This is a genomic window from Maricaulis sp. W15 (assembly GCF_001924955.1).
Lineage (GTDB): Bacteria > Pseudomonadota > Alphaproteobacteria > Caulobacterales > Maricaulaceae > Maricaulis > Maricaulis maris.
On record NZ_LQXG01000017.1, the window covers coordinates 116,642 to 142,028 of the forward strand.

Annotated in this window: 25 protein-coding genes and 1 other RNA gene; 20 read left to right on the forward strand and 6 right to left on the reverse strand. The window is 63.3% G+C overall.

Annotation, left to right across the window (positions count from 1 at the left end; all coding sequences use genetic code 11):
• Position 1: 1 nt before the first annotated feature.
• Positions 2-359, reverse strand: a transfer-messenger RNA (tmRNA) gene (ssrA, locus tag AWH62_RS10240).
• A 333-nt stretch (positions 360-692) separates the two neighbouring features.
• On the opposite strand from ssrA, the gene AWH62_RS10245 reads away from it, so the two are divergent.
• From AWH62_RS10245 to AWH62_RS10255, 3 genes are all read left to right on the forward strand, one after another.
• Entirely contained in the window at positions 693-2,183 is a 1,491-nt protein-coding gene (locus AWH62_RS10245; protein ID WP_075190586.1) for a PAS domain-containing methyl-accepting chemotaxis protein, read from the forward strand.
• Between the two features lie 62 nt (positions 2,184-2,245).
• Positions 2,246-2,743 carry a hypothetical protein gene (locus AWH62_RS10250; RefSeq protein WP_075190394.1) on the forward strand — a complete coding sequence of 166 codons (498 nt, stop codon included), beginning with the start codon at positions 2,246-2,248 and terminating at the stop codon, positions 2,741-2,743.
• Positions 2,744-2,831: 88 nt separating this feature from the next.
• Positions 2,832-3,416: a thymidine kinase gene (locus tag AWH62_RS10255; protein ID WP_075190395.1), complete on the forward strand. Its 585-nt coding sequence runs from the start codon at positions 2,832-2,834 to the stop codon at positions 3,414-3,416.
• A 148-nt stretch (positions 3,417-3,564) separates the two neighbouring features.
• On the opposite strand, the gene AWH62_RS10260 is transcribed toward AWH62_RS10255, so the two are convergent.
• The 4 genes from AWH62_RS10260 to AWH62_RS10275 all read right to left on the reverse strand — a co-directional run bounded on the left by AWH62_RS10260 (position 3,565) and on the right by AWH62_RS10275 (position 7,857).
• Positions 3,565-4,602, reverse strand: coding sequence for a TonB-dependent receptor (locus AWH62_RS10260; RefSeq protein ID WP_075190396.1), 1,038 nt, complete (start codon positions 4,600-4,602; stop codon positions 3,565-3,567).
• Positions 4,496-5,818, reverse strand: a complete 1,323-nt coding sequence (locus AWH62_RS10265) for a TonB-dependent receptor (RefSeq protein WP_143743012.1) — start codon at positions 5,816-5,818, stop codon at positions 4,496-4,498. The genes AWH62_RS10260 and AWH62_RS10265 overlap by 107 nt, the downstream gene beginning before the upstream one ends.
• Before the next feature lie 253 nt (positions 5,819-6,071).
• Positions 6,072-6,839 (reverse strand): LytTR family DNA-binding domain-containing protein, encoded by a 768-nt coding sequence (locus tag AWH62_RS10270; protein ID WP_075190398.1) that lies wholly within the window; start codon positions 6,837-6,839, stop codon positions 6,072-6,074.
• A 109-nt stretch (positions 6,840-6,948) separates the two neighbouring features.
• The gene (locus tag AWH62_RS10275; RefSeq protein WP_158025610.1) at positions 6,949-7,857 is read right to left on the reverse strand and encodes a LytTR family DNA-binding domain-containing protein; all 909 of its coding nucleotides are present in this window, start codon (positions 7,855-7,857) and stop codon (positions 6,949-6,951) included.
• A 158-nt stretch (positions 7,858-8,015) separates the two neighbouring features.
• Here AWH62_RS10275 and AWH62_RS10280 point away from each other — a divergent pair, with 158 nt between their 5' ends.
• The 3 genes from AWH62_RS10280 (at position 8,016) to AWH62_RS10290 (ending at position 11,744) form a co-directional block, all read left to right on the forward strand.
• On the forward strand, positions 8,016-9,746 hold the full coding sequence (locus AWH62_RS10280) for a CocE/NonD family hydrolase (protein ID WP_158025611.1): 1,731 nt from the start codon (positions 8,016-8,018) through the stop codon (positions 9,744-9,746).
• A 58-nt stretch (positions 9,747-9,804) separates the two neighbouring features.
• A complete protein-coding gene (locus AWH62_RS16840; RefSeq protein ID WP_158025612.1) occupies positions 9,805-10,755 on the forward strand; it encodes a LytTR family DNA-binding domain-containing protein in 951 nt (316 codons plus the stop codon).
• A gap of 134 nt (positions 10,756-10,889) precedes the next feature.
• The gene (locus AWH62_RS10290) at positions 10,890-11,744 is read left to right on the forward strand and encodes a MipA/OmpV family protein (RefSeq protein WP_075190402.1); all 855 of its coding nucleotides are present in this window, start codon (positions 10,890-10,892) and stop codon (positions 11,742-11,744) included.
• 578 nt (positions 11,745-12,322) lie between these two features.
• On the opposite strand, the gene AWH62_RS10295 is transcribed toward AWH62_RS10290, so the two are convergent.
• Positions 12,323-12,694: a VOC family protein gene (locus AWH62_RS10295; RefSeq protein WP_075190403.1), complete on the reverse strand. Its 372-nt coding sequence runs from the start codon at positions 12,692-12,694 to the stop codon at positions 12,323-12,325.
• A 596-nt stretch (positions 12,695-13,290) separates the two neighbouring features.
• Between AWH62_RS10295 and AWH62_RS10300 the strand changes: the two genes are divergently transcribed.
• The 14 genes from AWH62_RS10300 (at position 13,291) to mreD (ending at position 25,381) form a co-directional block, all read left to right on the forward strand.
• Positions 13,291-14,148 carry a thymidylate synthase gene (locus AWH62_RS10300; protein WP_233128299.1) on the forward strand — a complete coding sequence of 286 codons (858 nt, stop codon included), beginning with the start codon at positions 13,291-13,293 and terminating at the stop codon, positions 14,146-14,148.
• 11 nt (positions 14,149-14,159) lie between these two features.
• The gene (locus AWH62_RS10305; protein ID WP_075190404.1) at positions 14,160-14,516 is read left to right on the forward strand and encodes a phosphoribosyl-ATP pyrophosphohydrolase; all 357 of its coding nucleotides are present in this window, start codon (positions 14,160-14,162) and stop codon (positions 14,514-14,516) included.
• A 3-nt stretch (positions 14,517-14,519) separates the two neighbouring features.
• Positions 14,520-15,053, forward strand: a complete 534-nt coding sequence (locus tag AWH62_RS10310; RefSeq protein WP_075190405.1) for a dihydrofolate reductase — start codon at positions 14,520-14,522, stop codon at positions 15,051-15,053.
• 124 nt (positions 15,054-15,177) lie between these two features.
• Complete coding sequence (gene hflK / locus AWH62_RS10315) at positions 15,178-16,332, forward strand: FtsH protease activity modulator HflK (RefSeq protein WP_075190406.1); 1,155 nt, start codon at positions 15,178-15,180, stop codon at positions 16,330-16,332.
• Positions 16,332-17,210, forward strand: coding sequence for a protease modulator HflC (gene hflC / locus AWH62_RS10320; protein ID WP_075190407.1), 879 nt, complete (start codon positions 16,332-16,334; stop codon positions 17,208-17,210). Before hflK ends, hflC begins: the two co-directional genes overlap by 1 nt.
• A 188-nt stretch (positions 17,211-17,398) precedes the next feature.
• Complete coding sequence (locus AWH62_RS10325; RefSeq protein WP_075190408.1) at positions 17,399-18,802, forward strand: Do family serine endopeptidase; 1,404 nt, start codon at positions 17,399-17,401, stop codon at positions 18,800-18,802.
• Positions 18,799-19,725, forward strand: a complete 927-nt coding sequence (gene miaA, locus AWH62_RS10330) for a tRNA (adenosine(37)-N6)-dimethylallyltransferase MiaA (RefSeq protein WP_075190409.1) — start codon at positions 18,799-18,801, stop codon at positions 19,723-19,725. The genes AWH62_RS10325 and miaA overlap by 4 nt, the downstream gene beginning before the upstream one ends.
• A complete protein-coding gene (locus tag AWH62_RS10335; RefSeq protein WP_075190410.1) occupies positions 19,722-20,237 on the forward strand; it encodes a hypothetical protein in 516 nt (171 codons plus the stop codon). The genes miaA and AWH62_RS10335 overlap by 4 nt, the downstream gene beginning before the upstream one ends.
• Entirely contained in the window at positions 20,218-21,222 is a 1,005-nt protein-coding gene (gene ilvC / locus AWH62_RS10340) for a ketol-acid reductoisomerase (RefSeq protein ID WP_075190411.1), read from the forward strand. Before AWH62_RS10335 ends, ilvC begins: the two co-directional genes overlap by 20 nt.
• A 63-nt stretch (positions 21,223-21,285) precedes the next feature.
• Positions 21,286-21,810 (forward strand): hypothetical protein, encoded by a 525-nt coding sequence (locus tag AWH62_RS10345; RefSeq protein ID WP_075190412.1) that lies wholly within the window; start codon positions 21,286-21,288, stop codon positions 21,808-21,810.
• A gap of 63 nt (positions 21,811-21,873) precedes the next feature.
• A complete protein-coding gene (locus AWH62_RS10350; RefSeq protein WP_083635158.1) occupies positions 21,874-22,611 on the forward strand; it encodes a TVP38/TMEM64 family protein in 738 nt (245 codons plus the stop codon).
• Positions 22,612-22,781: 170 nt separating this feature from the next.
• The gene (locus AWH62_RS10355; protein WP_075190414.1) at positions 22,782-23,822 is read left to right on the forward strand and encodes a rod shape-determining protein; all 1,041 of its coding nucleotides are present in this window, start codon (positions 22,782-22,784) and stop codon (positions 23,820-23,822) included.
• Between the two features lie 36 nt (positions 23,823-23,858).
• The gene (gene mreC, locus AWH62_RS10360; protein WP_233128300.1) at positions 23,859-24,863 is read left to right on the forward strand and encodes a rod shape-determining protein MreC; all 1,005 of its coding nucleotides are present in this window, start codon (positions 23,859-23,861) and stop codon (positions 24,861-24,863) included.
• Positions 24,860-25,381: a rod shape-determining protein MreD gene (gene mreD / locus AWH62_RS10365; protein ID WP_075190415.1), complete on the forward strand. Its 522-nt coding sequence runs from the start codon at positions 24,860-24,862 to the stop codon at positions 25,379-25,381. Before mreC ends, mreD begins: the two co-directional genes overlap by 4 nt.
• Positions 25,382-25,387: the final 6 nt, after the last annotated feature.

The following is a 25,387-nucleotide window of genomic DNA, read 5'->3' on the forward strand; positions in this document are numbered from 1 at the left end:
AAGTGGAGGCTTCTGTTGCCAGGCGCCTCCGGGCCCCGCCTATACCGGCTAAAGGGTATAGGAGTTTAGTGCGAGATTACCCGCGCTGACTACGCAGCGAGAGCGACCTCTTCAGCAAAGTTGTCGTTGGCAACTCTGAAAATGAGCCTGTAAGGGGCCTCACCCCGGCGAAAGCCATCTTCTTTACCCGTCCGTCGATCCTGTTTCGGCCCCAGGCATGTCCGCCAACGCAGAACAGTTATGGTGGAGCCGCCGGGTACTGCCCCCGGGTCCGGTCCGGTTATTACAAGCGCGTTTATCGCCATAGTCGGCAAGCCGACCTGTTTAATATAGGCCATCCGGCGGGTGGATTGAAGGGGGTAGCCCAGCGCCGTGCCCGATCCGCGGGTGACCCGGCGATGTGTCCCGAACGCGACAGGCGACTCCCGGTGTGAAACCGGACCGGCCGTGGGGCGCAAGCGGGCGCGCGGGACAACACCTTTGATTGCAAAGTTAAATCAACCCGGTTGTTCGGGTTATTCCGGCACGCTTGGGCGCGTGTCGCGGGGCGGACGTGATAGTCATATATTATAACTCATGACGATGGTGTGTGGACCCGTTTACGCCTCGTTCGCAAATACCCGCTTAGGTTATTATTAACAGGCTCGACTTTGGGGAGTGATTGGTCTGTGGCAACCATGAGGATGTTGAATATGGGACTTTTTGCTTCTTCTGACCGAGCCGTACTGAACGCGCTTCACAACGCCTACGCCGTGATCAGCTTCAGGCCTGACAGCACCATAATCGAAGCCAATGCCAATTTTTGCCAGGTGATGGGCTATCAGCCTGACGAGATCATCGGCCGCAAACATCGCATGTTCGTGCAGGATGGCGACGCTGACAGCGAGTCCTATATCCGTTTCTGGGACGATCTGCGCGCCGGCAAATTCCATTCCGAAGAATTCTGCCGTATCCGCAAGGACGGCCAGTCGGTCTGGATCCAGGCGACCTACAACCCGGTGACCGATAGTGCCGGCAAGGTGGTGCGGATTGTCAAACTGGCCTCGGACATCACCGAGAGCCGGGTCCGGCGTTTCAAGTTCCAGAGCACGATGGAAGCCATCGAGCGTTCCCAGGCGATGATCCGGTTCGACATGCAGGGCAATGTCCTGGCCGCCAATGCGGCGTTCGGTGAGGCGATGGGGTATTCCCCCGCCGAGGTGGAGGGGCAGCACCACGCCATTTTTTGTGATCCGGAGCATGTCAGGACCGCGGCCTATCGCGAATTCTGGGAAAGCTTGCGAGCCGGAAACTTCCAGTCTGGCGAGTATTGCCGCTACCGCAAGGATGGTTCCGAAATCTGGCTCCAGGCGACCTACAATCCGGTCGTTGATCTTGATGGCAAGCCGATCAGTGTCATCAAGCTGGCGATCGATGTGACGGCGTCGGTGCATGCGCGCCAACACCGTGACCACGTGCGCCAACAGGTCGGCAAGGGGCTGGAGACGGTCTCCCGAAACATCGCCGAGGCTGGCACCAAGACGACGTCGGCATCGACCGCATCGGGAAAGGCGGCGCAGATGGTCCAGAGTGTCGCTGCGGCAGCCGAGGAATTGTCGGCCTCGTTCCAGGAGGTCGGGCAGCAAGTGACCGGAGCCCTCAATGTCGCCAAGGAGGCGGTCGGCGAGACCCGGCAGACCGCGGACGTCATGGATACGCTGTCGACGGCGGCGCAATCGATCGGCCAGGTGGTCGAATTGATCAATTCCATTGCCGAGCAGACCAATCTTCTTGCCCTCAACGCCACCATCGAGGCGGCCCGGGCGGGTGAAGCCGGCAAGGGTTTTGCGGTGGTCGCGTCCGAGGTGAAAAATCTCGCCGGCCAGACCGCCAATGCAATCGAGAACATCACCAAGCAGATCACCGCGGTACAGGACAATACTGCTGGCGCGGTGCAGGCCATCACGCGGATCGGCAGCGTCATCGGCCAGATCGAGGAGATCGCCTCGGGCATCTCCGCGGCGGTGGAGGAACAGGTCGCCGTGACCCAGGACATCAGCCGCAATATGGGCGAGGCGGCGTCTGATGTGTCGCTGGTATCCGATGCCGTCACTGAAATCGCGCGTGGCAATGAGGCCCTGCAGGTCTCGGCCAATGAGATCGCCGCCGCCGCGCAGTCGCTGTCGGAAAGCCGGGCCGCCTGACACCCGGATACCCGGGAGACCGGACATCCAGGAAGCGGGCGGGCGCCGGGCAATGACGAGCCATGGTGTTCGCCGACCGCGATCCCGCCTATCCTGCCAGCAATTGTCGGGACGAGGTCTCCATGTTGCAATCAATCGGCGGGGCGGCATTTGCCCGCCTGCTGGGTGCTATCATCCTGATCCGGGCGCTCTATGCGTTCGGTGTGTGGGGGTTTGGTGTTGCGGTGTTCGCCGGATGGGTGGTGACCGATCCGGTGATGACAGTCTTTTTCGTCAGCGGTCCGCCGCTGATGCTGCTGCCCTGGCTAGGTTATGTGCTGGGCTATGGCGCGGCGGCGGCCTTGCTCTGGCTGGGCCGGCCCGGCGCCGCACTGGGCTGTTACGCCAGCGCCTTTATCGTCGATACCGCGATCTGGACCGCCTACACCTCGATCCGGCTGCCGGATGTCAGCAATACCGTCTGGACCGGGTTTGCCGATCTCGTCACCAATATGGTCGATCTCACTGTGCTGGCGGTCCTGGCCCTCCTTCTGGTCCGGCGGCTGCAGGCGCGGAGCTGAGACCTGTCCGTCCGCTCGTCCCTGGAGGCCGACCGTTCCGGTGCAGCTGCTGCCTGCCCCGGTGCTGGAATCGCGTTAGCGATTGGCGATGTCCAAGCTCTACTTCACCTATTCCGCGATGAATGCGGGCAAGTCGGCGATCTTGCTGCAGGCGGCCCATAACTACCGCGAACGCGGTATGCAGGTCATGCTGTGGACCTCGGTTCACCACGCCGCTGAGCCGTCCGACACCTTGGGCGAGATCGAATCCCGCATCGGCCTGCGTGCGCCAGCCCACATCTACCGGCCCGACACCGCCGTTTTCGCCGCCATTGCCGCGCGCCAGGCCGACGGTCCCCTCGACGCTGTATTTCTCGACGAGGCGCAATTTCTCACGGCCGACCAGGTGCTTGATCTGGCCCGTGTGGTCGATGATCTCGGCCTGCCGGTGCTGTGTTACGGGTTGCGCACTGATTTTCGCGGCGCACTTTTCCCCGGCTCGGCCCAGTTACTGGCCTTGGCCGATCATTTGCGTGAAGTCCGCACCGTCTGCCATTGCGGCCGCAAGGCGACCATGAATTTGCGCCGCGATGCGTCCGGCACGGCCATTGCGGAAGGCGAACAGGTCGCCGTCGAAAAGTCCGACTATGTGTCCCTGTGCCGCAAACATTTCCGCGAGGCCCTGGCGGGATAGGGCGTTGAGATGTTGTGGCAGGCGCGCGGCGGGGCGAAACCGGTCGCGGGTTCGTGTGACGGCCAGGCGAGGCGAGGTTTGGCGTGCCGATCAATTCGCGGAAACTGTGCTGCCCCCCGTGCCGATGCGCGGGGGGCAGGCTGATTGTCTAGAGATTGACCTGAAGCGAAACACCAAAGGTCTGAGGGGGTTCAAGGGCCCGGCGCATGGAGGCCGGTGCCGTGACTTCAGGACCGACCCTCAGCCAATAGACCTCATCGAAGACATTGCGCGCCCAGGCCGACAGGCTCCACCGGTCATCCGGGGACAGATAGGTCACGCGTAGATCTGTCCGGTCCCAAGCGGGGGCGTGGATGTCCTGATCATTGGAAACCCTTTCGTCCTGCCAGACATAGTCACCCCGGAAGATCAGCGTGCCCTGCGGGATGGCGTGCACGTATTGTCCGCTCAGGGAGGTGGTCCATTCAGGAATCCCCCGCATCCGCTCGCCGTCGCGAACCCGCAACGCGCCTTGTTCGAACACGGTGAAGTCCTTGAACGTGGCGTCTATATAGGCGGTCGATCCCGACAGGGTGAGGTTGGGCGTCGGAGACCAGGAATACTCGAGTTCAAACCCGGTCACTTCCGCGTTGGCGGCATTGGCGGTGAAGGGGCTGCCGATATCCGGGACCGCCGAAATCTGCAGGTCCTGGTAGTCCGTTTGGTAGATGGCGCCGTTGATCCGGAGCCGGTTGTCGAACAGGTCCGACCGCCAGCCGAGCTCGATCTGTTCGGCATATTCCGGCTCGAAACCCATGAGCGCATCGGCATTGGTCACGGGCTGGCCGTTGAAGCCGCCACTTTTGAAGCCCTGGGCCAGATTGAAGTACAGCAAGATGTTGCTGGATACGTCATAGTCCAGACCGAACCGGAAGGAGGTGTCCTCCCAGGTGCGGGAGGTGCGGGCATCAATGACCTCTTCAATCAGCGGGTTGCCCGGCCCCTCAGAGCCTTGGGGTATACCTTCGCCGGTCGCCGAGAAATCCTTGGTCTCGCGGGTCCAGCGCGCTCCGACCGTGACGCCGAGCCGGTCTGTCAGGTCATAGCTGGCCTGCCCGTAGGCCGCGAAGGCGTCGGTTTCCACGGCATGTGTGACGGATGTGCCGGCAATGCCGAACGGGGCAAAGAGCGGCAGTTCGAACAGCACGTGCTTGTCGGCTTCTTCGTGGAAATGGAACAGTCCGGATGTCCAGTGCAGACGGCCCCCCCATCGATGCGGATCCACCGTCCGTCGATGATAACCGCAGCTCGGCCGTGCGAGAATCCGACTGTTCGGCCTGCTGCTCCGCGACCTGCGACAGCGGCGAGCCGTCGATATCCTCACGGAAAAACGTCTCACTCGACCGCACGCCGGCGATGGCCACGAATGTCGTCGCCTCGCCCTCGAGGGTGAAGCGTCCCATATAGCCGTGGGCATCCAGCCATTCATTGCCGGGGTCATCGACATTGGCCGAGAAGACCGGGTCGCTCGGAGGAACCTCGACCGTGATGTCACGCATCTGGAACGGGCCGTCCGGGCCGACGCTCTTGAGGTTCGGGCCGGGCCGGGTCTCTTCCATATCCGCGCTCAACAGGAGTTCCGAATGGGTCGTGGGCGTCCAGCGCAGTGTCAGGCGCGCGGCCGTGGTGTCGATACGGCGACCATCCTGTCCGTCGAAAAGATTGGTCATGTAGCCGTCGCGTTGCCGGCTCATTGCCGAGACGCCGATAAAGAGGCGGTCTTCGACCAGGGGGCCGCTGGCATATCCGCCGAGATTGATGGCGCCCAGATTGCCGACCTCCGCGTTGAGCGTGCTTTCAAACGTGTTGGAGGGTTTCCGGGTGATGATGTTGATCGAACCGCCAATCGTGTTGCGGCCGAACAGGGTGCCCTGGGGCCCTTTGAGGACTTCGACGCGTTCGACATCGAGCATGGACAGGTTGGCGCTGGACGCGCGTGGAAGATAGACGTCGTCCAGAAACACGCCAACGCCGGAATCCGACGAGACGTCGTCATTGGCAAAGCCGATGCCGCGAATGGAGTAGGCCGGATTATTGACTTGTGATGACGTGATCGACAGGCCGGCAACGAAGTCCTGCAAGCCCTGGGTCGACTGGACGCCGCGATCTTCCAGTTCGCCGCCGCCCACAACCGTGAGCGAGATTGGAACGTCCTGAACGTCCTGTTCCCGGCGTTGGGCGGTCACGACGATCCGGTCGACCTGCGCTTCGTCAGTGTGCGTGTCATCATCCTGCGACCAGGCGAGCGGCGCCGGACCCATTGCGAGCGCGAGCGCGGTCAGGCCGACGCCCAGGATCAACCGGGATTTGCTGGAAACGGGCCGGCGGCGGTGAACCGGTCGGCAATCAATGTTCGTGTTCAAGGTCTAAGTCTCCCCTCAACGCCGTCACCCTGTGCCGGGGCGGCTGTTTTGTGTTCCGGCCACCTCCCGATTCGTGCGGTTGAATGACCAGGGGATGAGGCAACTAGCCACGGAGTACCGCTTCCATCTTGATTGCACGGGCAGACCCGCAATTTTCACCAACCTTGCCCAAGTCCCGTTGATGTCGCCCGAACGGACAAGAAATGGCCCGGTTGGCGACCTGTGCGGTGACCACGTCAGGTAATGCCGGCGTTCAGGACAATGGGAGGTCGAGCTTTTTCACGCTTTCGACATGCGGGCGGCTGACCGGTATTCGCCGATTGTCGAGGGTCTCGACATACCAGCGACGTCCGTCCCGTCGGACCGCGGCAATGGCATGGCGGGCAATCCAGAAGGAGCGGTGCACCTGGAGCCCGTCCTGGCTCGCCAGCTCCGCGAGCGCGTCGCCGAAACGGTAGTGCACCATCTCGGAGCCGGTATCGGTGTGCACAAGCACGTAGTGTTGTTGCGCCTCGACCATGTTGATGACCTGCGCGCGCCCCTTGCCCAGCCTGGACAGAAGTCCGTCCGCGCTGCCGGTCTGCGACAGGGGTTGATCAAGGCGCGCTTGCGTCGATGGGCCCGCTGCCCGGCGCAGCCCGCTTTGGCGCACTGCGATCAGTATTGGCGCCAGCGCCAGGGAGGGAAGAGCCAGAACTTGGACTTCATGGACGGTCTCGGCAGCAAAGGTCGCTATGCGGTCCCACGCCAGGTGATCGGGAATGGCCAGAACGTCCGACATTCCGAGAACGACATCCAGTCCTGACGAGAAGGGGGCGGCGATGATCGCCCCCAGCAGACCCGACAAGACCGCCTGAACAGGAACAGGCGCGGACGCGATACGCGCATTCCGCAGCAGGCCGGTCAGCGCCGCAGTCACCCCGCCCCACAGGCACACAAGTTCCATCGCCAGAAAAAGCGCGGCCGGCCGGCCAGTCAGGGCTTGCAGCGGCGGCGCCTGGACGGCCACGAAAACAAGCAAAAGGATCGCTGGAGGAACCAGCCACCCCCCGCCACGCAGTTGATCCTGCAATCGGGTTCCGCTTGTCGGGTACATCACATGCCGATGCTCCCTGCTTACCCAGGCCACGTCAAGCCGCGTTGTCCTTGTTTAATAGGGACAGCGCAATCTCCCGGTTCGAACGGCTGACGGGAATGCGCGACCTGTCTTTCAGGACGATTTCGAGCTGGCGTCCGCGCCGGATCACCGTCTGGACGCCGCATCGGGACACCCAGTGCGAGCGGTGTACCGCAGCGCCGTCGATCGCCGCCACATCCTGCAAGGCGTCGGAAAACCGGTAGCGCAGGCGGGCGCGCCCGGCGTCAGTGGTTACGAGGATATGATGGTGCTCGGCCTGAATGGCCCACAACTCCCCGCGACAGGACTCATCGAGCCGGTTGAAAAAACCGGCGCTGAAACGGCCGGGGTCCGAAGCGGCGACATCGCTCGAGGGCGCAGATGCATCGGCATCCTCACGGGCTTCGAGTGGCATGGGCTCGGACTCTTCCGGCAGACTGCCTGTCCGGCTGGTGATCGCTTGCCCGCGGCTCAACCGGCGCAGGTCCAGGATCGCGGCGGTCAGCACGGCTAGCCGGAGACCGGCGGCCTGGGCCTCATTGAGCGTGGCGGCGGCAAACCCGGTCAGTCGCTCCCAGCTGTCACCGGTGGAGACCAAGGGGCGGTACTGGATCCCGAAGACAATATCGAGAATTTCGGCGAATGGCGCGAATATGACGATGGTCAACAGCGCGACGCCGGCACCGTGCACCAAGGGATGAATCACCGCGCGCCGGGCCAGGCCGTCGAACACGGCAATGCTCGTGAATGTGGCGCCCACGGCCAGGCCGAGTATTCCGATCCAGAACATGTAGGTCAGCAGGGGCGCGGCACCGGCCAGCGGACCGGCATTCAGGGTCGACTCCGCGACAACAATGGTCAGCCCTGCAAACCACAATACGGGCCGCAAAACACGGTTTGAATTGTCACGCCAAGACGTCATGAACCAGTCCCCTCGACCCGAACGGTATCCCGAAACGGCAAGCGCGTTCAATTCGTGCGCAGATGATGCCAATCCGTGGAAAACCGGTATCCCCGCGCATCCGCCCCGCATTGGATATCTGTTCGGCCGGGTATCCGGCTGCGGCGGGGGACCTTTGCATGTCCGTACCGCTGGTCTCAAAAACTGCGATCAAGGACTCGATCATGGAGTTACTAAAGAAGCGGCAGAGCCTGGCGCATCGTCTCGGATGCGTTTGGGGAGGAATCGCCCTGGCGCTCGGACTGTCAGGTTTGGCCATGGCGGCCGACCCGGTCTCGACGCCCAGCTATACCGGGATGATCATCGAGCGGAATGTCGAAATCGTCACGCGCGACGGTACGACATTGCGCGGCGATGTCTTTCGTCCCGACACGGATGAAGCCTTGCCGGTCATCATGTCGATGACGGCCTATCAAAAGGACATGCCATGGCGGCCGTGGGAGGGCATTGATGCCCTGCCCACCGAAAACCAGAACTGGGAAACCCCGAATCCGGACCGGTGGGTGCCCTATGGCTATGTGATTGTGCGGGTTGATACCCGCGGCACCGGACAGTCACCCGGCATATTCGAACCGCTGTCGGCGCGCGAGGCGGAGGATTTTTATGACGCCATCGAGTGGGCCGGCGACCAATCCTGGAGTAATGGCAATGTCGGCCTGTCCGGCATTTCCTACATGGCGATCAACCAATGGCGGGTGGCCAGTCTTCAGCCCCCCTCGCTGCGGGCCATCATTCCCTGGGAGGGATTTTCCGACCAGTACCGCGACGGCGTGTTTCAAGGGGGAATCCTGAGCTACGCCTTCCTGGTCAACTGGTACAATGGTGTCATGTACGACAACATTCTGCGTGGCTGGGACAATAATGATCCTGATGCCTTCGGGAACAGCTTCCTGTTTGAACTGATGCGGCACCGTTTGGACGGTCCCTTCTGGGAGGCTCGCCGTCCGATCTGGGAGGATCTGACAGTACCGGTGCTCAGTGCCGGCAACTGGACCGGATTTTATGGCGCGCAGCACTTCCGCGGCAATACCGAAGGCTACAAGCTTGCGGCGTCGGAACACCGCTATTTGCGCATCCATACCGGCGGACACCAGGACGCGTTTTATTCGGAAGAGGGCTTCCAGACCCAGCTTGCCTTCTTTGATCATTGGCTGAAGGGCCACGATACCGGCCTGCTCGACGAGCCGCCGGTCCGTCTGGCCATCCGGAGAAGTGTGGCCGATCCGGCGGATTTCGAATGGCGCTCTGAAAATGAGTGGCCGATTGCGCGCACCGATTATCAGCGTCTTCACCTGACCTCGGACGGCGGGCTGTCACCGTCAGCGCCGGGGCGGACCGGACGTGTCGATTACATGTCGCCCGCGATCGATCAGCATGACGAGATCATTCCGGCCGGGATGGCGGCCTTCGTGTCCGAACCCTTTGAGGCGGAGACCGAAATCACCGGCGAGATCATGGCCGGACTGTGGGTTTCCACCAGCCGGGACGACATGAATATTCACGCTGATCTCTACATTGTTCACCCGGACGGCACCGAGGAAAGGCTGACGCGAGGTCGTCTCCGCGCATCGCAGCGGCGTCTCGATCCGGAAATGTCGACACCGTCGCGGCCCTGGCTCGCGCACGACCGGATCGAACCCCTGGTCGCTGGCGAGGTCTATCCCGTCGAGTTCGAGATCTGGCCGACAAGCATGATCTTTTCACCGGGCTCGCGTGTGAAGCTCGTGATCGCGTCCGGCGCCTACCATACCCGCACATGGGACCGGCAAGAGCCGGAGGCGACCAACACCATCCATGTCGGAGGCGACTACCCCTCCTTCATCCAACTCCCGATTATTCCCTCACAATAGTCCGGACCAAGCGCCCAGGGCGGGGTTTCAACCGCCCTGGGTGTGCGGGCGGGCGTCGGTGGCGCCGGCAAGCCCGCTGGCTGCACCGTCGGTGCAGGCTGGCTGGCATCCGCCAGCGTTGGGAGGCATACTGCGCCTGTTGCCTCCGGACCGTGACGCCAATCTTGTGAGTCCCATGCAGTACGGAAAAGCGGTTTTTGCCTGCGCCTGCGTATCGCTTCTGTTCGCTGTGATTTTCGTCGAACAGGGGGTCGACAATTCCGGCACGGATGGCGGCTATCTTATTTTCGTCTTCTGGTTCGCGGCGCTGTTCTATTCAGCGATCCTGTTCCTGGCCGCCCGCAACCTGATCGCCCGGTTGACCGCACGCCTGAACTGGCCTCGCGCGGTGACAGTCGCGCTTGCCTGTGCCGCTGCCATAGTGTCGGTGCTGCCGGCCGCGTCCCTGATGACGGTCTCCTTGGACAGTTTTCACCATGACGCTGACCTCATCAGCAACCGGGTGCCGGGCCAAACAGCGGTTGATTTTCTTGAGATCTGGCTGGGGGAATTGCTGGACATTACACCCACCGCCACGATCTTCCTGCTGAGCGTTTTCGGGGCGACCGTCCTGCTTGGTGGCGTGACATTGCTGCCTTCACGTCCAGTGGTCGGATCGGCCGGCCCCGACGTGGAGTCCAGTCGCTGCGATGATGCCGGGCGGATGGCGAACCTGATTGACCGCACCATTTGGGCGCTTCAGGCCGACGAGCATTACGTTCTGGTGCACGGTCCCAACGGCACCCGCCAATCGCTTGGCCGTCTGCGCGACGCGATCGCTGCGGTGGAGGGCGTGCCCGGTCTGCAGGTACATCGGTCCTGGTGGGTGGCCCGCGACGGGATTGAGGCCGTCGACGACGATCCACGACAGGTGCGCATCCGGCTTCGCAGCGGCCAGCACGTACCCGTGAGCCAACGACGACTGAAGGCTTTCCGCGACTGGCGGGGCGTGCAGTCCGACCCATCCTAGCTCAACCATCCCGACGCTTTCATTCACTCATTCGTTGACCTGACGCTTGCAGCGCGCTCACGAAATTGGCGTTGCGGATGGCGTGCGCGCCGCAACAACTCCTGTGCGTTGTTTTGCTCCCAGGAGACCCTTCAATGGACAGATTTTGCAAACTCCCCGCTTTCGCCTCCGCGGCCGGTTTCGGCTTCACCACACTGCTGGCTCCGGCCACGGTGCACGCCGAGGCGCTCTCCCCGGTCGAGGCGCGCAAGGAAGCGGCGCTCGCCGGCGACCTTACAGGGCTCAGCGCCCTTTTGGGGATCGTGGCGGAGTCGTCCCCGGTCTACGCCGGCAGCGACAATCGCGAGACCGGCGCCGCGCCTATCCTTTATGGCATGTATGATGACCGCTATTACGTATCCGGCGACGAGATGGGCATTTACTGGCCCATACTAGGGTCAGAGTGGCGGTTGAAAGCCGGTATCGGCTACGAGCCAGGCCGCGACCCGTCCGACGATCCGGCGTTGGCAAATCTGGCCACGATGGACAGCACCGCCGTATTGGCCGGGGGGCTGTTCCGCCAGTTTGGCACGTCGGCGGTCGGCTTTGGATTCGAGGCCGATATCGGCGATGCCGGCAAGGGCGTCGTGACTTTCCTCGGAGGTTCCTACGATTGGCACCTGATGGATAACGCCCTGACCCTCACGGCCTATGGCGATATCAGCTATGCCAATGCCGAGCATCTGCAGACCGAGTTCGGTATCACATCCCTTGAAGCGGCAGCCAGCCAGGCTGACCCAAACCCGGCCTTCCGCTACACCGAATACCAACCCTCCAGTGGCCTGAAATCCGCCGGTGTGGGCTTTGGCGCGCGCTACCGGCTCAATGAGCAATGGATGATCATTGGCAATGTAAGCGGTGAATTCTTCGGAGACGAAGCGACCGGCAGCCCTCTGGTGCGGGAAGATTACGAGCTGGAAGCCGTGCTCGGGGTTGCATTTTCGTTTTAGCGAACATGAGATGTGGTGATGGTGCTCATGGGGAAGGGACTGTCGCCACACCAATCGCGGCTTGCGAGTCGAGCGAGCGGGGCCAACGAAAGAAGCGGGTACCTCAGTAGCGCCATTTCGAACCCGACGACTTCGCAAGCGGGACCGCGCGCCGGGCGGTCAGCCCGCCTCCATCGGAGACGTCCGCACCGCGGACTGTCGCGAGATCGAAGAGAATGGCGCACTCAAGAGGATTCCGGATGAATGGTCACCGGCACCTTTATCTGGGCAGGCGTGTGAAGCTCGTCATCGCGTCCGGCGCCTATCATACCCGCACATGGGACCGGCAAGAGCCGGAGGCGACCAACACCATCCATGTCGGAGGCGACTACCCCTCCTTCATCCAACTCCCGATTATTCCCGCGCAATAGTCCGGACCAAGCGCCCAGGGCGGGGTTTCAACCGCCCTGGGTGTGCACGGGACGATCGGGCTAGGCCGTTCGCCGGACTGTTTTACGCATCGGTCCTGTTCCTGGCGATCCGCCACCTGGTCGCCCGCTAACGATTACGCCGGTGTGGGTCACCCACGTTCAACGTCATCACCCCATATAAAACACATTCAGCTTGTTCCCGTCCGGGTCTCTGAAATAGCCGGCGTAGAAGCTGTCGCCGCGGGGGCCGGCGGGGCCTTCGCAGGGGGCGCCGAGTTCTTCGACGGCGAGCTTGTAGACCTTGTCGACCTGTTCCTTGCTGTCGGCCTGGAAGGCGGCCATGACGCCATTGCCGATGGTGGCCGGTTCGCCATTGAAAGGCTTGGTCAGGCCGATACCGGCGCCGCCATCAGGCTTGCCCCAGGCGATGAAATTCTCGTCGCCCATCATGCGGCCAACACCGAATTCGGCGCACAGCTTGTCGTAGAAGGCGGCGGCCTTTTCCAGATCATTGCTTCCCAGTGTCACGTATCCGAGCATGTGTGTGTTCCCTCTATGTTCCGATGCCGCAACCATACACCAAGACCGGCGGCGAGCGAGTCACAATTTGATCTCTCCTGACAGGACGGGGGGCGTAGCCCGATACCGCAAAAACCGGGGACACGTACCGATTCAGTCTTCCAGTGGCGCCTCGCTTCGCCGTTTCGGGCGGCCGGATTGGCCCGGTCTGAGCCGCCGGCCTCCCATGAGAAATCGGGACACGTACCAATTTTCGCGCGCCATGCGCAGACCTGCTTATAATTCCCTTGTCAGCCAGTGGGCCGTATCCGGTTCTTGAGGTCAAGGGCGCCGCAGGCGCCGCTCCGCGGACATGCCCCTTGAGCTCAAGAACCGGATACGGCTTTCTCTCGGCAAGGGGTTTATGGTTGAGTGTGCGCTCGGCCCCCTTCGGCCCGCCGCTCCGCGCCGGTCCACTTCCCCCGCAAGCGGGGGCAGAAGGCTGCGCTCGGGTTCCTATTTTCCCGCAGGCCCGCCAATCACTTGCCGCGACTATCCCCGGCTGATCTGGGCTCGCTGGTTCAACCCGGACGGCTTCGCTGGCATGCTGTCTCGCTGAGAATCACCGGGAGCAGGACATGGCCGTCATCGACAGCGAAACCTTTGCGCAGGCGCAGGCCGGGGCTGGCGGGTCTGACGTCGAGAATGCCTATCTCGACCTGCTGCGCGATATCCTGGAAAACGGCGCCGAGCAGGCGGACCGGACCGGCGTCGGGACGCGGTCTGTGTTTGGCCGCCAGCTGCGCTGTGACCTGTCGAAGGGCTTCCCGTTGCTGACCACCAAGAAGGTGCATTTCAAGTCGATCGCGATCGAGCTTTTGTGGTTCCTGCGCGGCGAGACCAATGTGCGCTGGCTGCAGGAGCGCGGGGTCAAGATCTGGGATGAGTGGGCCGACGAGAATGGTGATCTCGGCCCGGTCTATGGCAAGCAGTGGCGGCGCTGGGAGGGGCCGGACGGCACCGAGATCGACCAGCTCTCCAACATCCTCGAGCAGATCCGCAATAATCCGGCCTCGCGGCGGCTGATCGTGTCGGGCTGGAATCCGGCCGATGTGCCCAACATGGCGCTGCCGCCCTGCCACACGCTGTATCAATTCAATGTCGCGAACGGGAAGCTGAGCTGCCAACTCTATCAACGCTCGGCCGACATGTTCCTCGGCGTGCCGTTCAATATCGCCTCTTACGCCTTGCTGACCGCGATGGTGGCGCAGGTCTGCGGGCTGGAGCCGGGCGAATACATCCACACGTTCGGTGACGCCCACATCTATTCCAACCATATGGACCAGGTCCGCGAACAGCTGTCACGCACGCCGCGGGGCCTGCCGCGCCTGAAGCTCAATCCGGAGGCAACCGACCTGTTCGGCTTCGAGTATGAGGACATTGCGCTGGAGGGTTATGACCCGCATCCGCGCATCACCGCGCCGGTCGCCGTTTAGGGGCGGGCGCCATGTCCGGACCGCTTGATGAGCTCGCCGACAAGATCGTCCGGGTGTCCGACATCTATGCGACGCATTTCGATATTGATCGCTCGGGCGACTGGCCGCTGTTGAAACTGCAGGAAGAGGTCGGCGAGCTGACCCAGGCTTATCTGACCACCACCGGCCGCACCCGCCGTCCCGCCGATGACGAGGCCCGCAAACAGTTGGCGCTGGAAATGGCCGATGCGCTGGGCATGTTGTTGATCATGGCCAAGGCTGAGGGCATCGACATGGACCAGGCCATGCAGGATAAATGGCTGCACTGGCTGGATCGCGACAGTGCGGTGATGGAGCCGGGCGATGCCAGTGCGGGCGGGGAGGGCTGAGCCATGGCCAACTCCACCACCAGCATCATTCCGAAGATCGCCTTCGTCGTGGCGCGCGGTGCCAATGGTGTCATCGGGGCTGACGGGGATCTGCCCTGGCGCCTGTCATCCGACCTGCAGCGTTTCAGGGCGATCACGACCGGCAAGCCGATCATCATGGGCCGCAAGACCTGGGAGAGCCTGCCGCGGCGGCCCCTGCCGGGCCGGCTCAATATCGTGATCACACGCCAGGCTGGCTATCTGACCGAGGGCGCGATTGTGGTCAGCGAGCCGGGCGAGGCCATGAAGGCGGCCTTCGAGCAGGCGCGCAGCGACGGTGTGGACGAGGTCTGTGTGATTGGCGGCGCGCAGATCTATGCCGTGATGATGAACCTGGCCGAACGGCTCTATCTCACCGAGGTCGAGGCCAGCCCGGATGGCGATGCCCGCCTGCCCGAGATCATTGAGAGCGAATGGCACGAGGTGGCGCGCGAAGCGCATCCGGCTGGCGAGCGCGATGATCACGCCTTCGTCCTGCGCACGCTCGATCGCGCCTGACACAGTCCGCGTTCGCGGCAAAGGGGGGACATGCCGCTGCGCCGTCCCGTCCGATTACCCTTGAACCGTAACGCGCATACGTTCATTTAGGGCGCAATGGAAATTGAGAGGATCGATCCAGCACATGTCATGGAACGACAATCAGGGCGGAGGCGGCGGAGGCCCATGGGGCTCCGGCGGCAATAATAATAACGGCCAGAACCCGTGGGGCCAGCGTCCCCAGGGTGGCGGCGGACCGGATGGTCCCGATCTCGACGAGGTCGTCCGCGACATGCAGCGCAAGATACGCGGCATGTTCGGCGGTGGCGGCTCCGGCGGCAAGGGCGGTTCGGGCGGCAGCGGCGGGGCCGGTGCGTTCGGCTTCGGCCTGATCGTGCTGATCCTGATCGGTGTCTGGTTCATCATGCCGGGGTCCGGCTGGTACCAGGTCAATCCGAGCCAGGCCGGCGTCGTGCTGCGTTTCGGCGAGTATGACCGGACCACCGGGTCGGGTTTCCACTTCAAACTGCCGACGCCGATCGAATCCGTGATCATCGAGGATGTCACCGCAACCCGGACCATCACCATTGGCCAGGGTTCGGAAGGTCAGATGCTGACCCGTGACCAGAATATCGTCGACATTGATTTTTCGGTGCAGTGGCGTGTTGATCCGTCTGAAAACGGCGTCCGCAACTTCCTGTTCAATGTCCGTGATCCGGAAACGACGGTTGCTGCGGTGGCGCAGAGCGCCATGCGCGAAGTCATCGGTACGTCGGATCGTGAGTTCATCTTCACGGTCGGTCGCGGCGAAGTTTCACAACGCACCCGCGAATTGCTCCAGTCCGTCCTCAACGATTATCAGGCCGGTATCCAGATCCTGCAGGTCAACCTGCAGACCGCCCAGGCGCCCGCCAGCGTGATCGATGCCTTCCGTGATGTGGATGCGGCCGAGCAGGATGCCGAACAGGCGATCCTGCAGGCGACAGCCTTTGCCAACTCGACCATCCCGCAGGCCCGCGGTGAAGCCGCCCAGCTGACCCAGGCCGCCGAGGCCTATCGCGACTCGGTGATTGCCGAAGCGCAAGGCCAGGCCGACCGCTTCGTTGCGATCTACGAGCAATACATCCTGGCGCCGGAAGTGACCCGTCGCCGCATGTATCTGGAAACCATGGAACGGGTGTTGGGTCGCTCCAACCTGACCATCCTGGACGCGGATGCCGGGGCTGTGCCCTATCTGCCGCTCAACCAGCTTGATGCGCCGCGCACCCAGCCCCGCAGCCAGACCGGAGGGAACAACTGATGATCCGCACACTGGGAATCATTATTCTGGTCGTCGGTGTCTTCATCGGCCTGCAGAGTGTCTACACGGTCAATGAGCGCGAACAGGCCCTGCTGGTCCGCCTTGGCGATCCGGTCGGTGCCGTCAACCAGCCCGGTTTCGAAGACCCGGGCCTGCACTTCAAGATCCCGTTCATCATGGACGTGGTGATGTTCGACAAGCGCAATCTGGAATTCGACATGCAGCCGGAGGAAATCCAGGCCGCCGACCAGGTTCGCCTGGTTGTCGATGCCTTCCTGCGGTATCGCATCACCAATCCGTTGCGTTTCTATCAGACCGTGACCAATGAAGCCGGTGCCCAGGCCCGCCTTCGCTCCATCATGGATGACAGCCTGCGCGGCGTGATTGCCTCGATCCCGGCCAATGACGTCATCTCCGGCCAGCGTGCCGAGCTGATGGTGCGGGTGCGCAGTCGGGTGGAAGCCCAGGTGGCGACCCAGGATCTCGGCATTGAAGTCATTGATGTCCGCATCCTGCGGGCCGACCTGCCACAGCAGATCGCCACCCGCGTGTTCGACCGGATGCGCTCGGAGCGTCAGCAGGAAGCTGCCCGTATTCGCGCTGAAGGCGACCAGCAGGCGACGGAAATTCGCGCCGACGCGTCACGTCAGGCCACGATTATCGTGGCTGAAGCGCGCGCCGACTCGGATCGCCTTCGTGGTGCCGGTGATGCACGCCGGAACGAGATCTACGCCCAGGCGTATAATCGTGATGCCGAGTTCTTCACCTTTTACCGCTCAATGCTGGCCTATGAAGAGACCATCATTGACGGCACGCCGATCGTGATCCCGCCGGATTCGGAATTCTTCCGCTATTTCCGGACCCAGGCCGGCGAATAGGCCGACCGGCCTTGTCGCAAGATCGAGCCCGGTACCGCAGCAGCGGGCCGGGCTCTTTCATGTCGGCTTGCCGACGTCCGGCGCATGACGATTGTGTCACCATGGTTGCGGCACACCCTCGCGAGGCGGTATTCACCGTGTTGGAACCTACCCAGCGACACGTCACATCCCTGACACGGCGGATACCCATGCAGCGTTTTCTAGTCCTCACCCTTTCCCTTGCAGCCGCGCTTTTCATGACGGCGATACCGGCGGTCGGGGCCCATCCGGCGCCCGATGGTTTCGCCGATCTGGCCGAGCGCCTGTCACCGGCGGTGGTCAATATCTCCGCGGCGCAGCGGCTCGACAGTGAGGACGGCCTGCCGGAATTCCCCGAAGGCTCGCCGCTGGAACGCTTCAACGATATTTTCGGCAATGCGCCGCGCATCGCCAATTCGCTTGGCTCGGGCTTCATCATCGATGCCTCCGGCATCGTGGTGACCAATAATCACGTCATCGACGGCGCTGATGAGGTCGAGGTGTCCCTGCCGGATGGCCGCGTCTTCCGCGCCGAAGTGGTCGGCATCGACAGCGTGACCGATCTTGCGGTGCTGCGCATGGAGACCGATGAGCCGATGCCATTCGTGGCCTTCGGCGACAGTGATGCAGCCCGGGTCGGCGACTGGGTGATCGCGATCGGCAATCCGTTCGGACTGGGCGGCACGCTGACCGCCGGCGTGGTGTCGGCGCGAGGCCGCGAAGCCGGTGGCCGTTATGACGATTACATCCAGACCGATGTCGCCATCAATACCGGCAATTCCGGCGGCCCGCTGTTCAACATGGATGGCGATGTGGTCGGCGTGAACACGCTGATCCTGTCGCCGACCGGCGCCAGCGTCGGCATTTCCCTGTCCATCCCGTCCAATTTGGCCCGCATTGTCGTCGACCAGCTGGTCGAGTTCGGCGAAACCCGGCGTGGCTGGCTCGGCGTGTCGGTGCAACGGGTGACGGCTGAATTGGCGGAGAGCTTCGAGCTGGCGACACCCCATGGCGCCATTGTGTCGCGGATCGAGGATGACGGTCCGGCTGCGGACAGTGGCCTGCGCACCGGTGATCTGGTGCTGGAATTTGACGGGCGCCGTGTCCGCGACAGCCGCTCCTTCCCGCGCATGGTGGCGGAAAGCGAGATCGGCCGCGAGGTCGAACTCGACATTATCCGCCGTGACCGGCCTATGACGATCAGCATCACCATTGGGGAGCTCTCCGAAGGCGGCGCGGACGGGGAGACGGCAAATGCCGCGGTCGTCGAGCCGGTTCCCGGCAATGGCAACGGCAATGAGGTCATGGGCATGACATTCGGCACGCTGGACACGGCGTCGCGGCGTCGCTTCCGCGTCCACCCGGATGCCGAGGGCGTGCTGGTGACCGAGGTCGATGCCGGCAGTGATGCGGCCGGCAAGGTGCGTCCCGGGGATGTCATCGAGGAGGTCGAGTTCACCCGCGTCGACAGCGTGGCGGCGATCCGTGAGATCATTGCCCGTCATGGCGGCGGACCGGTCCGTTTCCAGATCAATCGCGGCGGCCAATACGTGCTGCAATCGATCCGGCCGTGACCACCTGCCTGCTGATTGCGGGCCCGACTGCAGCCGGCAAGACTGCCCTGTCGCTTGCCGCCGCCGACAAGCTTGGCGGTGAGATCATCAATGCCGATTCCATGCAGGTCTATGCCGGCCTGCCACTGATCACCGCCCAGCCGGACGCTGAAGAGCGCGCCGCGGCGCCGCATCATCTGTTCGGCACCCTTGATCCCGCCGTGCGCTATTCGGTCGGCCAGTGGACAAGCGATGTGCTGGCCCTGATCGCTGATTGCCGTGAGCGCGGCAGGGCGCCGATCCTGGTTGGCGGAACGGGTCTTTATTTCAACGCCCTGACACGCGGATTGGCGCCGGTCCCGGAGATCGGCGAGGCGGCCCGTGCCCGCACCGCTGCCCTGCTGGAGACGGCCGGCCTGTCTGGCCTGCGGGCCGAGGCGCTGCGGCTGGATCCGGTCGCGGCAAACCGCGTTGAAGCGGCCGACCGGCAGCGTCTGATGCGGATCGTGGAGGTCGCTTTCGAGACCGGGCGGCCCCTGAGCGCTTTCCAGGCGGATACGAAGCCGCCACTGGCGACCGATGAGTGGCGCGGCGTGGTGATCGAACCGGATCGCGAAGCGCTCTATGCCCGTATCGATCAGCGCTTTGACCGCATGCTTGCAGCGGGCGCGCTGGACGAGGTGGCCCGTTTCGCCAATCGCAAGCTGGACCCGGAACTGCCCGCCAGCAAGGCGCTCGGCGTTGCGCAACTCCTGGCCCATCTGCGGGGCGAGATGTCACTCGAAGACGCTGTCATTCTCGCCAAGCGGGACAGTCGTCGCTACGCCAAGCGGCAGGGGACATGGTTTCGTAATCAAGCCGCCAGCTGGGCGCGGATAGCTTCCCTTGATCCGGCCACGGCGCGAGACGCTCTGGCCGCCATTCTCGATGGGGAAGCGGAATGACAACATTGTTTGCGAGCGCCGGCGTCGGGCTTGCCTTGGTCCTTGCCGGGCCGGCCCACTCACAGGACCCGGACGATACCGTCGCGGCGATCCTGCAGGCTGATCGTGATTTCGCGGCCATGGCCGCGGAGCAGGGCGCGTCTGCGGCCTTCGTCCACTGGATGGATGCCAGCGAGGGCCGTCTCATTCGCGGCACACCGGACCCGATCATCGGCGCCGAGAATATCGCTCCGCTTTATGCACCGTTCACGGGCGATACCCTGCTGCACTGGCAGCCATCGGAGGGCTTTGCCGGCAGTGGTGATGATTTCGGTGTCACCTGGGGTGTGTGGAGCATCCATAGCGATGGCGACAGCACCTCCGCGCCGGTCGCGCGCGGAACCTATGTCACGGTCTGGCGCCGCAATGCTGACGGCGACTGGCGCGGCCTTCTGGACATGGGCACCGATGACCCGTCCTATCAGCCTGGCCAAACCGGGAGTGAGTCGCCTGATGACGGTGGAGACAACTGAACCGCTTTACACGCGGGATATCGATCTGGACCCCATAAAAACGTGCCGCCTGGCGATTGTCGGATACGGCAATCATGGCCGCTCGCATGCGCTGTGCCTGCGCGATAGCGGGGTGGCAGATATCCGTATCGCGCTGCGTGACGGCTCGCCCTCGCGGGCGAAGGCCGAGGCTGACGGTTTTACCGTGGTCAGCGTGCCCGAGGCGGCGGCTTGGGCAGACGCCATCTCCCTGCTGGCGGCCGACGAGGCGCATCGCCAGATATGGACCGAGGCCATCGCGCCTTTCCGCAAGCCCGGCCAGGCGCTGATCCTGTGTCACGGGTTTTCGATCCATTACGAGCTGATCACCCCGCCCGCCGATGCTGATGTCATTCTCGCCGCCGCCAAGGGGCCGGGCGGGGCCGTGCGTCAGGAGTTCGAGAAGGGCAAGGGGCTGATCGGTTTCTGGGCAGTGCACCAGGACGCGTCGGGCCGGGCCCGCGAGTTGGCGCTGGCCTATCTGGCGGCCATCGGGTCGGGCGAGGTCGGCATTTTCCCGACGACTTTCCGTGAAGAGACCGTGTCGGACCTGTTCGGGGAACAGGTCGTGCTGGTCGGTGGACTGGTCGCCCTGGCCAAGGCGAGTTTCGAGCGTTTGGTTGCAGCGGGTGTCAGCGAGCGCATGGCGTACATCGATTGTGTGCATGAAATCAAATACCTGGCCGATCTGATCCAGTCGCGTGGCATCGCCGGAATGTATGAGGCGATCTCGGACACGGCCGAGTTCGGTGCCCGCCAGATCGAGGGGCGGATCGCTGGGCCGGAGCTCAAATCCGTCTTTGATGCTGCCATGGCAGATATTGAGTCCGACCGGTTTGCGCGCAAATGGGTCGAGACCTATGAGGCCGGTGACGCCATGAAGGCCGAACGGGCCGCCGATCGGGACCTGTCGATCGAGGCCGCCGGCGCTGATTTGCGCAGACGGATTTACGGTGCCACGAAATAGCCAACAAGCCGTGCCACCTGTAATAGGTATATTCAGAACAAGAATCGCGTGCGGGGGCGTGAAATGGCATTCAATCCGGTCAAAGTTCGGCGATATGGCGAACCCAAGGAAGTTGTGGCGCGGGTCTTCGAGGAAGTCGGCGGCATTCCCTCTGTCATGGAGCTGCTCGATCTCAGCCGAACCCGTGTCTATGCGCTGGCCGATCCGGACTCGACCAATGAAATTTCCTACGCCCGCATCGCCAAACTCACCGAGTCCGGGGCCTCGGCCGCGGCGCAGCATCTCGCGGCCCTGGCCGGCGGTATTTTCCTGCCGATCACCAAGGCGGATGACGCCAACTGGCTCGCGCTCGCCGGTGAAGCCAGCCGTCGCAATGCGCGCAACATCTCCGCCATCATGGAAAGCCTGAGCGAAACCGAGCGTTCGCCGGGGCGGATCGACCAGGAAGAAGCACGCGACATCCTCAAAGTGCTCGACGAACAGCTCGGTGTTCTCGCGATCCAGCGCGCCAAACTGGCGGCCATTGCATCCGGCGAAACCGTCGACATGGCCGGCCACCAGGTTGACGGTGAAAACGGCGCTGCGTGATTGCCCGTGGCACAAAGCGTGCTTAGTTAGGGGCCTTGCCGTTTTGACCGGGTCCACGCTTTGTTGAACAGACTGACCGACTTCCTCCTGCGCATGGATGCGCGCGCGGCGCGCGCCGTCGGCGTTTCGGTCGGGCTCTTCGTCATTGTGGCCCTTGTCTTCCTGCTCGGGCGTTTTGTGCTCGATATCGAACCCGGTGCTGCCGGCAGCTGGTTCGAAGCATCGGCAAGCCAATGGTATGCCCTGCCGCTGACCATCCTGGTCTTCACGGTCCTGTCCTTTCTCGGGGCGCCACAGTTTGGATTGATGGCCGCTGCGTTGGTCGCCTTCGGGCCGACGAATGGCGCGATTTATGCCTTCATCGCGACCCAGTGCTCGGCAGCGGTCAATTATGTCGTCGGGCGTTATTTCGGCGCCGATATCCTCAAGCGTTACGGCGGCGACTGGGCCAACAAGATCTCCGACTTCATCGGCCGCAATGGCTTGCTGGCCTCGATGGTGGTGCGCTGGGTCCCGTCCGGTCCTTTCATCGTCGTCAATATGGGTTTCGGCGTGGCGCGGACGCCGTACTGGGCTTTTGCCGTCGGCACGGCGCTGGGGTCGGCACCCAAGATTCTCATCGTTGCGCTGATGGGCGAGAGCATCCGCTCGATGATCACCGGGGGCAGCATCCTGCTGGGCATTGCCTTCGCGGGGGCGGCGCTTGCCTGGATCGGGATCATGCTGGTGGCGCGCATCTGGTTGCGGCGCAATCGGGTGCCGGCTGCGCTGGACGCCGATGACGCCGTCAAAGGGCCGTAATCGGGGCCGACAAGCGTCAAGATCCGCGCAGGTGTCCCAAAGACTGGTAAATCCTGGCCGGTATCAGCTTGAATGCCGGTGCGCCCCTTGCAATCTCGCGCGGAGCATCGCACAAGAAAAACAGTTGCATCGCGGCTTTGCCGCCACACCTTTCGAGATTCAGCGCCCCCATGCTCAACAGCCTTTTCGGTTTGCTCTCCGCGGATATCGCCATCGACCTGGGAACGGCGAATACGCTCGTTTACGTCAAGGGACGCGGTGTCGTGCTCAATGAGCCGTCCGTCGTCGCCTACAAGATCGAGAAGGGCCGCAAGCATGTGCAGGCGGTCGGCGCCGAAGCCAAGCTCATGCTGGGCAAGACACCGGGCAATGTCGAAGCGATCCGGCCGATGCGCGATGGCGTCATCGCCGACTTCGATGTCGCCGAGGAAATGATCAAGCATTTCATCCAGAAAGTGCATAATCGCCGGGCCATGGTCAGTCCGCAGGTCGTGATCTGCGTGCCGTCCGGTGCCACCGCTGTCGAGCGCCGTGCGATCCATGAAAGCGCGCTGGGTGCCGGTGCCCGCAAGGTCTATCTGATCGACGAGCCGATGGCTGCCGCTGTCGGTGCCGGCCTGCCGATCGACGAGCCGACCGGTTCGATGATCGTCGATATTGGTGGTGGCACCACCGAAGTTGCCGTGATGTCGCTGTCGGGTATCGTCTATTCGCGCTCGGTCCGGGTTGGTGGCGACAAGATGGACGAAGCCATCATCAACTATATCCGCCGTTCGGCGAACCTCCTGATCGGTGAGACCTCGGCCGAGCGGATCAAGAAGGAAATCGGTTCCGCCATGCCGCCGGTGAAGGGTGAGGGCCTGTCGCTCGATATCAAGGGCCGTGACCTGATGAACGGCGTGCCGCGCGAAATCGCGGTGACCGAGGCGATGATTGCCGACAGTCTGTCCGAGCCGGTCGAACAGATCGTCGAGGCGGTCAAGCAGGCGCTCGAAGCGACCCCGCCGGAACTGGCGGCGGATATTGTCGACAAGGGTATCGTGCTGACCGGTGGCGGGGCGCTTCTGCGCAATCTCGACACCGAGCTGCGCGAGCGGACCGGCCTGCCGGTCAGTCTTGCCGATGACGCCCTGTCCTGCGTGGTGCTGGGCTGTGGCAAGGCCGTTGAAGACCTTCGGATCTGGCGTCCCATTCTCTCCGAAGCGGTGTAATCTCCTCCCGATCAACGGGGGAGAAGGAGTGAGGCGTTGGCGTCGCGACGCTCGACACGACAGGATGCTGAGCACGGCGTACGCTTTTCGCGAACGCTGTTCATTGCCCTTCTCGTCATTTCCGGCGCGCTGATCGCCTTTGATCGTCCGGCCTCCCGGTCCGCACCTTTTGCCAGTTTCCGAGCCGGTTTCACCGATGTTGCCGCGCCGCTGCTCGATCTGGCCGCCCAGCCCCTGCGCGGGATCAAGAATATCGGCCCCTATTGGCGCCGTCAGGGTGAGCTGGCCGAGGAGAACGCCCAACTCCGCCAGCAATTGATTGAAGCGCGCTACTGGGAAGACCTCGCCTATCGCCAGCGCGACCGGATCGAGGTCTATGAGGACGCGCTGGACGTGGAAAGCGCTGCCATCGAGGACCGGATCGGGGCCTGGACGGTTGCCGATCCGCGCGGGCCTTTCGTGCGCGCCCGCCTCATCGGGCGCGGCAGCGACGCTGGCATCCAGGACGGTTATCCGGTGATCAATCTCTACGGGCTGGTCGGGCGGGTCTACGAGACCGGCCGCCGCTCGGCCCGTGTCCTCCTGCTGACCGACCTCAACAGCCGCGTGCCGGTGATGGCCGATCGCTCCAATGCGCGCGCGATCCTGGTCGGCGATAATTCCGAATTTCCCCGTCTCGACTATGTCGGCCGGGCACCGGATATCGAGGCCGGTGACCGCATCGTCTCATCGGGCGATGACGGCATCCTGCCGCGCGGCCTGCCGGTCGGCGAGGCCGTGGCGACGCGCGAGGGCGGCTGGCGAGTGCGGCTTTATTCCGACCAGGCGCCGGTCGATTTCGTCTGGGTCTGGCCGTACGAACGGGTGACGCCACCGGATCAGGAAATCGAGCCGGTCACGCCAACGCAATTCCCGCCGACAGCGGTTGATGCCGGCGCCAACCAAGACCCGGACGAAGATGCCGACGAAGAAGCCGGCGAGGAACTCGACCGGGCACCGGCGTCTGGCGGCGATGGAAATGCGACGGAGGAGGCCCTGTGAGAAAGCCGACTGAACGCACTTCCCCCTGGCTGGCGGCGACGGGCTGCATCCTCTCTGTCCTGGTGGCGTTGATCGTGCAGGCCTCGCCGACGCGCTTGGTCGATGGGCTGACCATCATGCCGACCTGGACCCTGATGGCGATTTTCCTCTGGTCCGGTGTCCGTCCGCAATTCATGCCGCCGATTGCAGTTTTCGCCATCGGTCTGACCCAGGACCTTTTGACCGGTGCGCCGATGGGCGTGTGGGCGCTGTCCTATCTGGTTGCGATCTCGGTCTTCCGCTTTCGCGGTGAGGACGGCATGCCGCGCGATCTGCCGCCGGTGCTGCTGCGTTTCGGCGCGACCTTGCTGCTGGCGCACGGTATCGCCTTTGCCGCTGGCAGCTTTGCGCTCGAACAGATGGCCGACCTGCAGCCATTGATCATCGAGATCATCGCTTCCATCCTGATGTTCCCGCTTCCGGCCTATCTGGTGCTTCGTCGCCGACGGTCACGCGGTTCCGGCTTCATCGGAGGGTGACGACAA

Excerpts from the sequence above, each read along its gene's own strand:
- AWH62_RS10245 (WP_075190586.1), top strand. The coding sequence starts at position 693 with ATGGGACTTTTTGCTTCTTCTGACCGAGCCGTACTGAACGCGCTTCAC.
- AWH62_RS10250 (WP_075190394.1), top strand. The coding sequence starts at position 2,246 with ATGGTGTTCGCCGACCGCGATCCCGCCTATCCTGCCAGCAATTGTCGG.
- AWH62_RS10255 (WP_075190395.1), top strand. The coding sequence starts at position 2,832 with ATGTCCAAGCTCTACTTCACCTATTCCGCGATGAATGCGGGCAAGTCG.
- AWH62_RS10275 (WP_158025610.1), bottom strand. The coding sequence starts at position 7,857 with ATGACGTCTTGGCGTGACAATTCAAACCGTGTTTTGCGGCCCGTATTG.
- AWH62_RS10280 (WP_158025611.1), top strand. The coding sequence starts at position 8,016 with ATGTCCGTACCGCTGGTCTCAAAAACTGCGATCAAGGACTCGATCATG.
- AWH62_RS10290 (WP_075190402.1), top strand. The coding sequence starts at position 10,890 with ATGGACAGATTTTGCAAACTCCCCGCTTTCGCCTCCGCGGCCGGTTTC.
- AWH62_RS10295 (WP_075190403.1), bottom strand. The coding sequence starts at position 12,694 with ATGCTCGGATACGTGACACTGGGAAGCAATGATCTGGAAAAGGCCGCC.
- AWH62_RS10300 (WP_233128299.1), top strand. The coding sequence starts at position 13,291 with ATGGCCGTCATCGACAGCGAAACCTTTGCGCAGGCGCAGGCCGGGGCT.
- AWH62_RS10305 (WP_075190404.1), top strand. The coding sequence starts at position 14,160 with ATGTCCGGACCGCTTGATGAGCTCGCCGACAAGATCGTCCGGGTGTCC.
- AWH62_RS10310 (WP_075190405.1), top strand. The coding sequence starts at position 14,520 with ATGGCCAACTCCACCACCAGCATCATTCCGAAGATCGCCTTCGTCGTG.
- hflK (WP_075190406.1), top strand. The coding sequence starts at position 15,178 with ATGTCATGGAACGACAATCAGGGCGGAGGCGGCGGAGGCCCATGGGGC.
- hflC (WP_075190407.1), top strand. The coding sequence starts at position 16,332 with ATGATCCGCACACTGGGAATCATTATTCTGGTCGTCGGTGTCTTCATC.
- AWH62_RS10325 (WP_075190408.1), top strand. The coding sequence starts at position 17,399 with ATGCAGCGTTTTCTAGTCCTCACCCTTTCCCTTGCAGCCGCGCTTTTC.
- AWH62_RS10335 (WP_075190410.1), top strand. The coding sequence starts at position 19,722 with ATGACAACATTGTTTGCGAGCGCCGGCGTCGGGCTTGCCTTGGTCCTT.
- ilvC (WP_075190411.1), top strand. The coding sequence starts at position 20,218 with ATGACGGTGGAGACAACTGAACCGCTTTACACGCGGGATATCGATCTG.
- AWH62_RS10345 (WP_075190412.1), top strand. The coding sequence starts at position 21,286 with ATGGCATTCAATCCGGTCAAAGTTCGGCGATATGGCGAACCCAAGGAA.
- AWH62_RS10355 (WP_075190414.1), top strand. The coding sequence starts at position 22,782 with ATGCTCAACAGCCTTTTCGGTTTGCTCTCCGCGGATATCGCCATCGAC.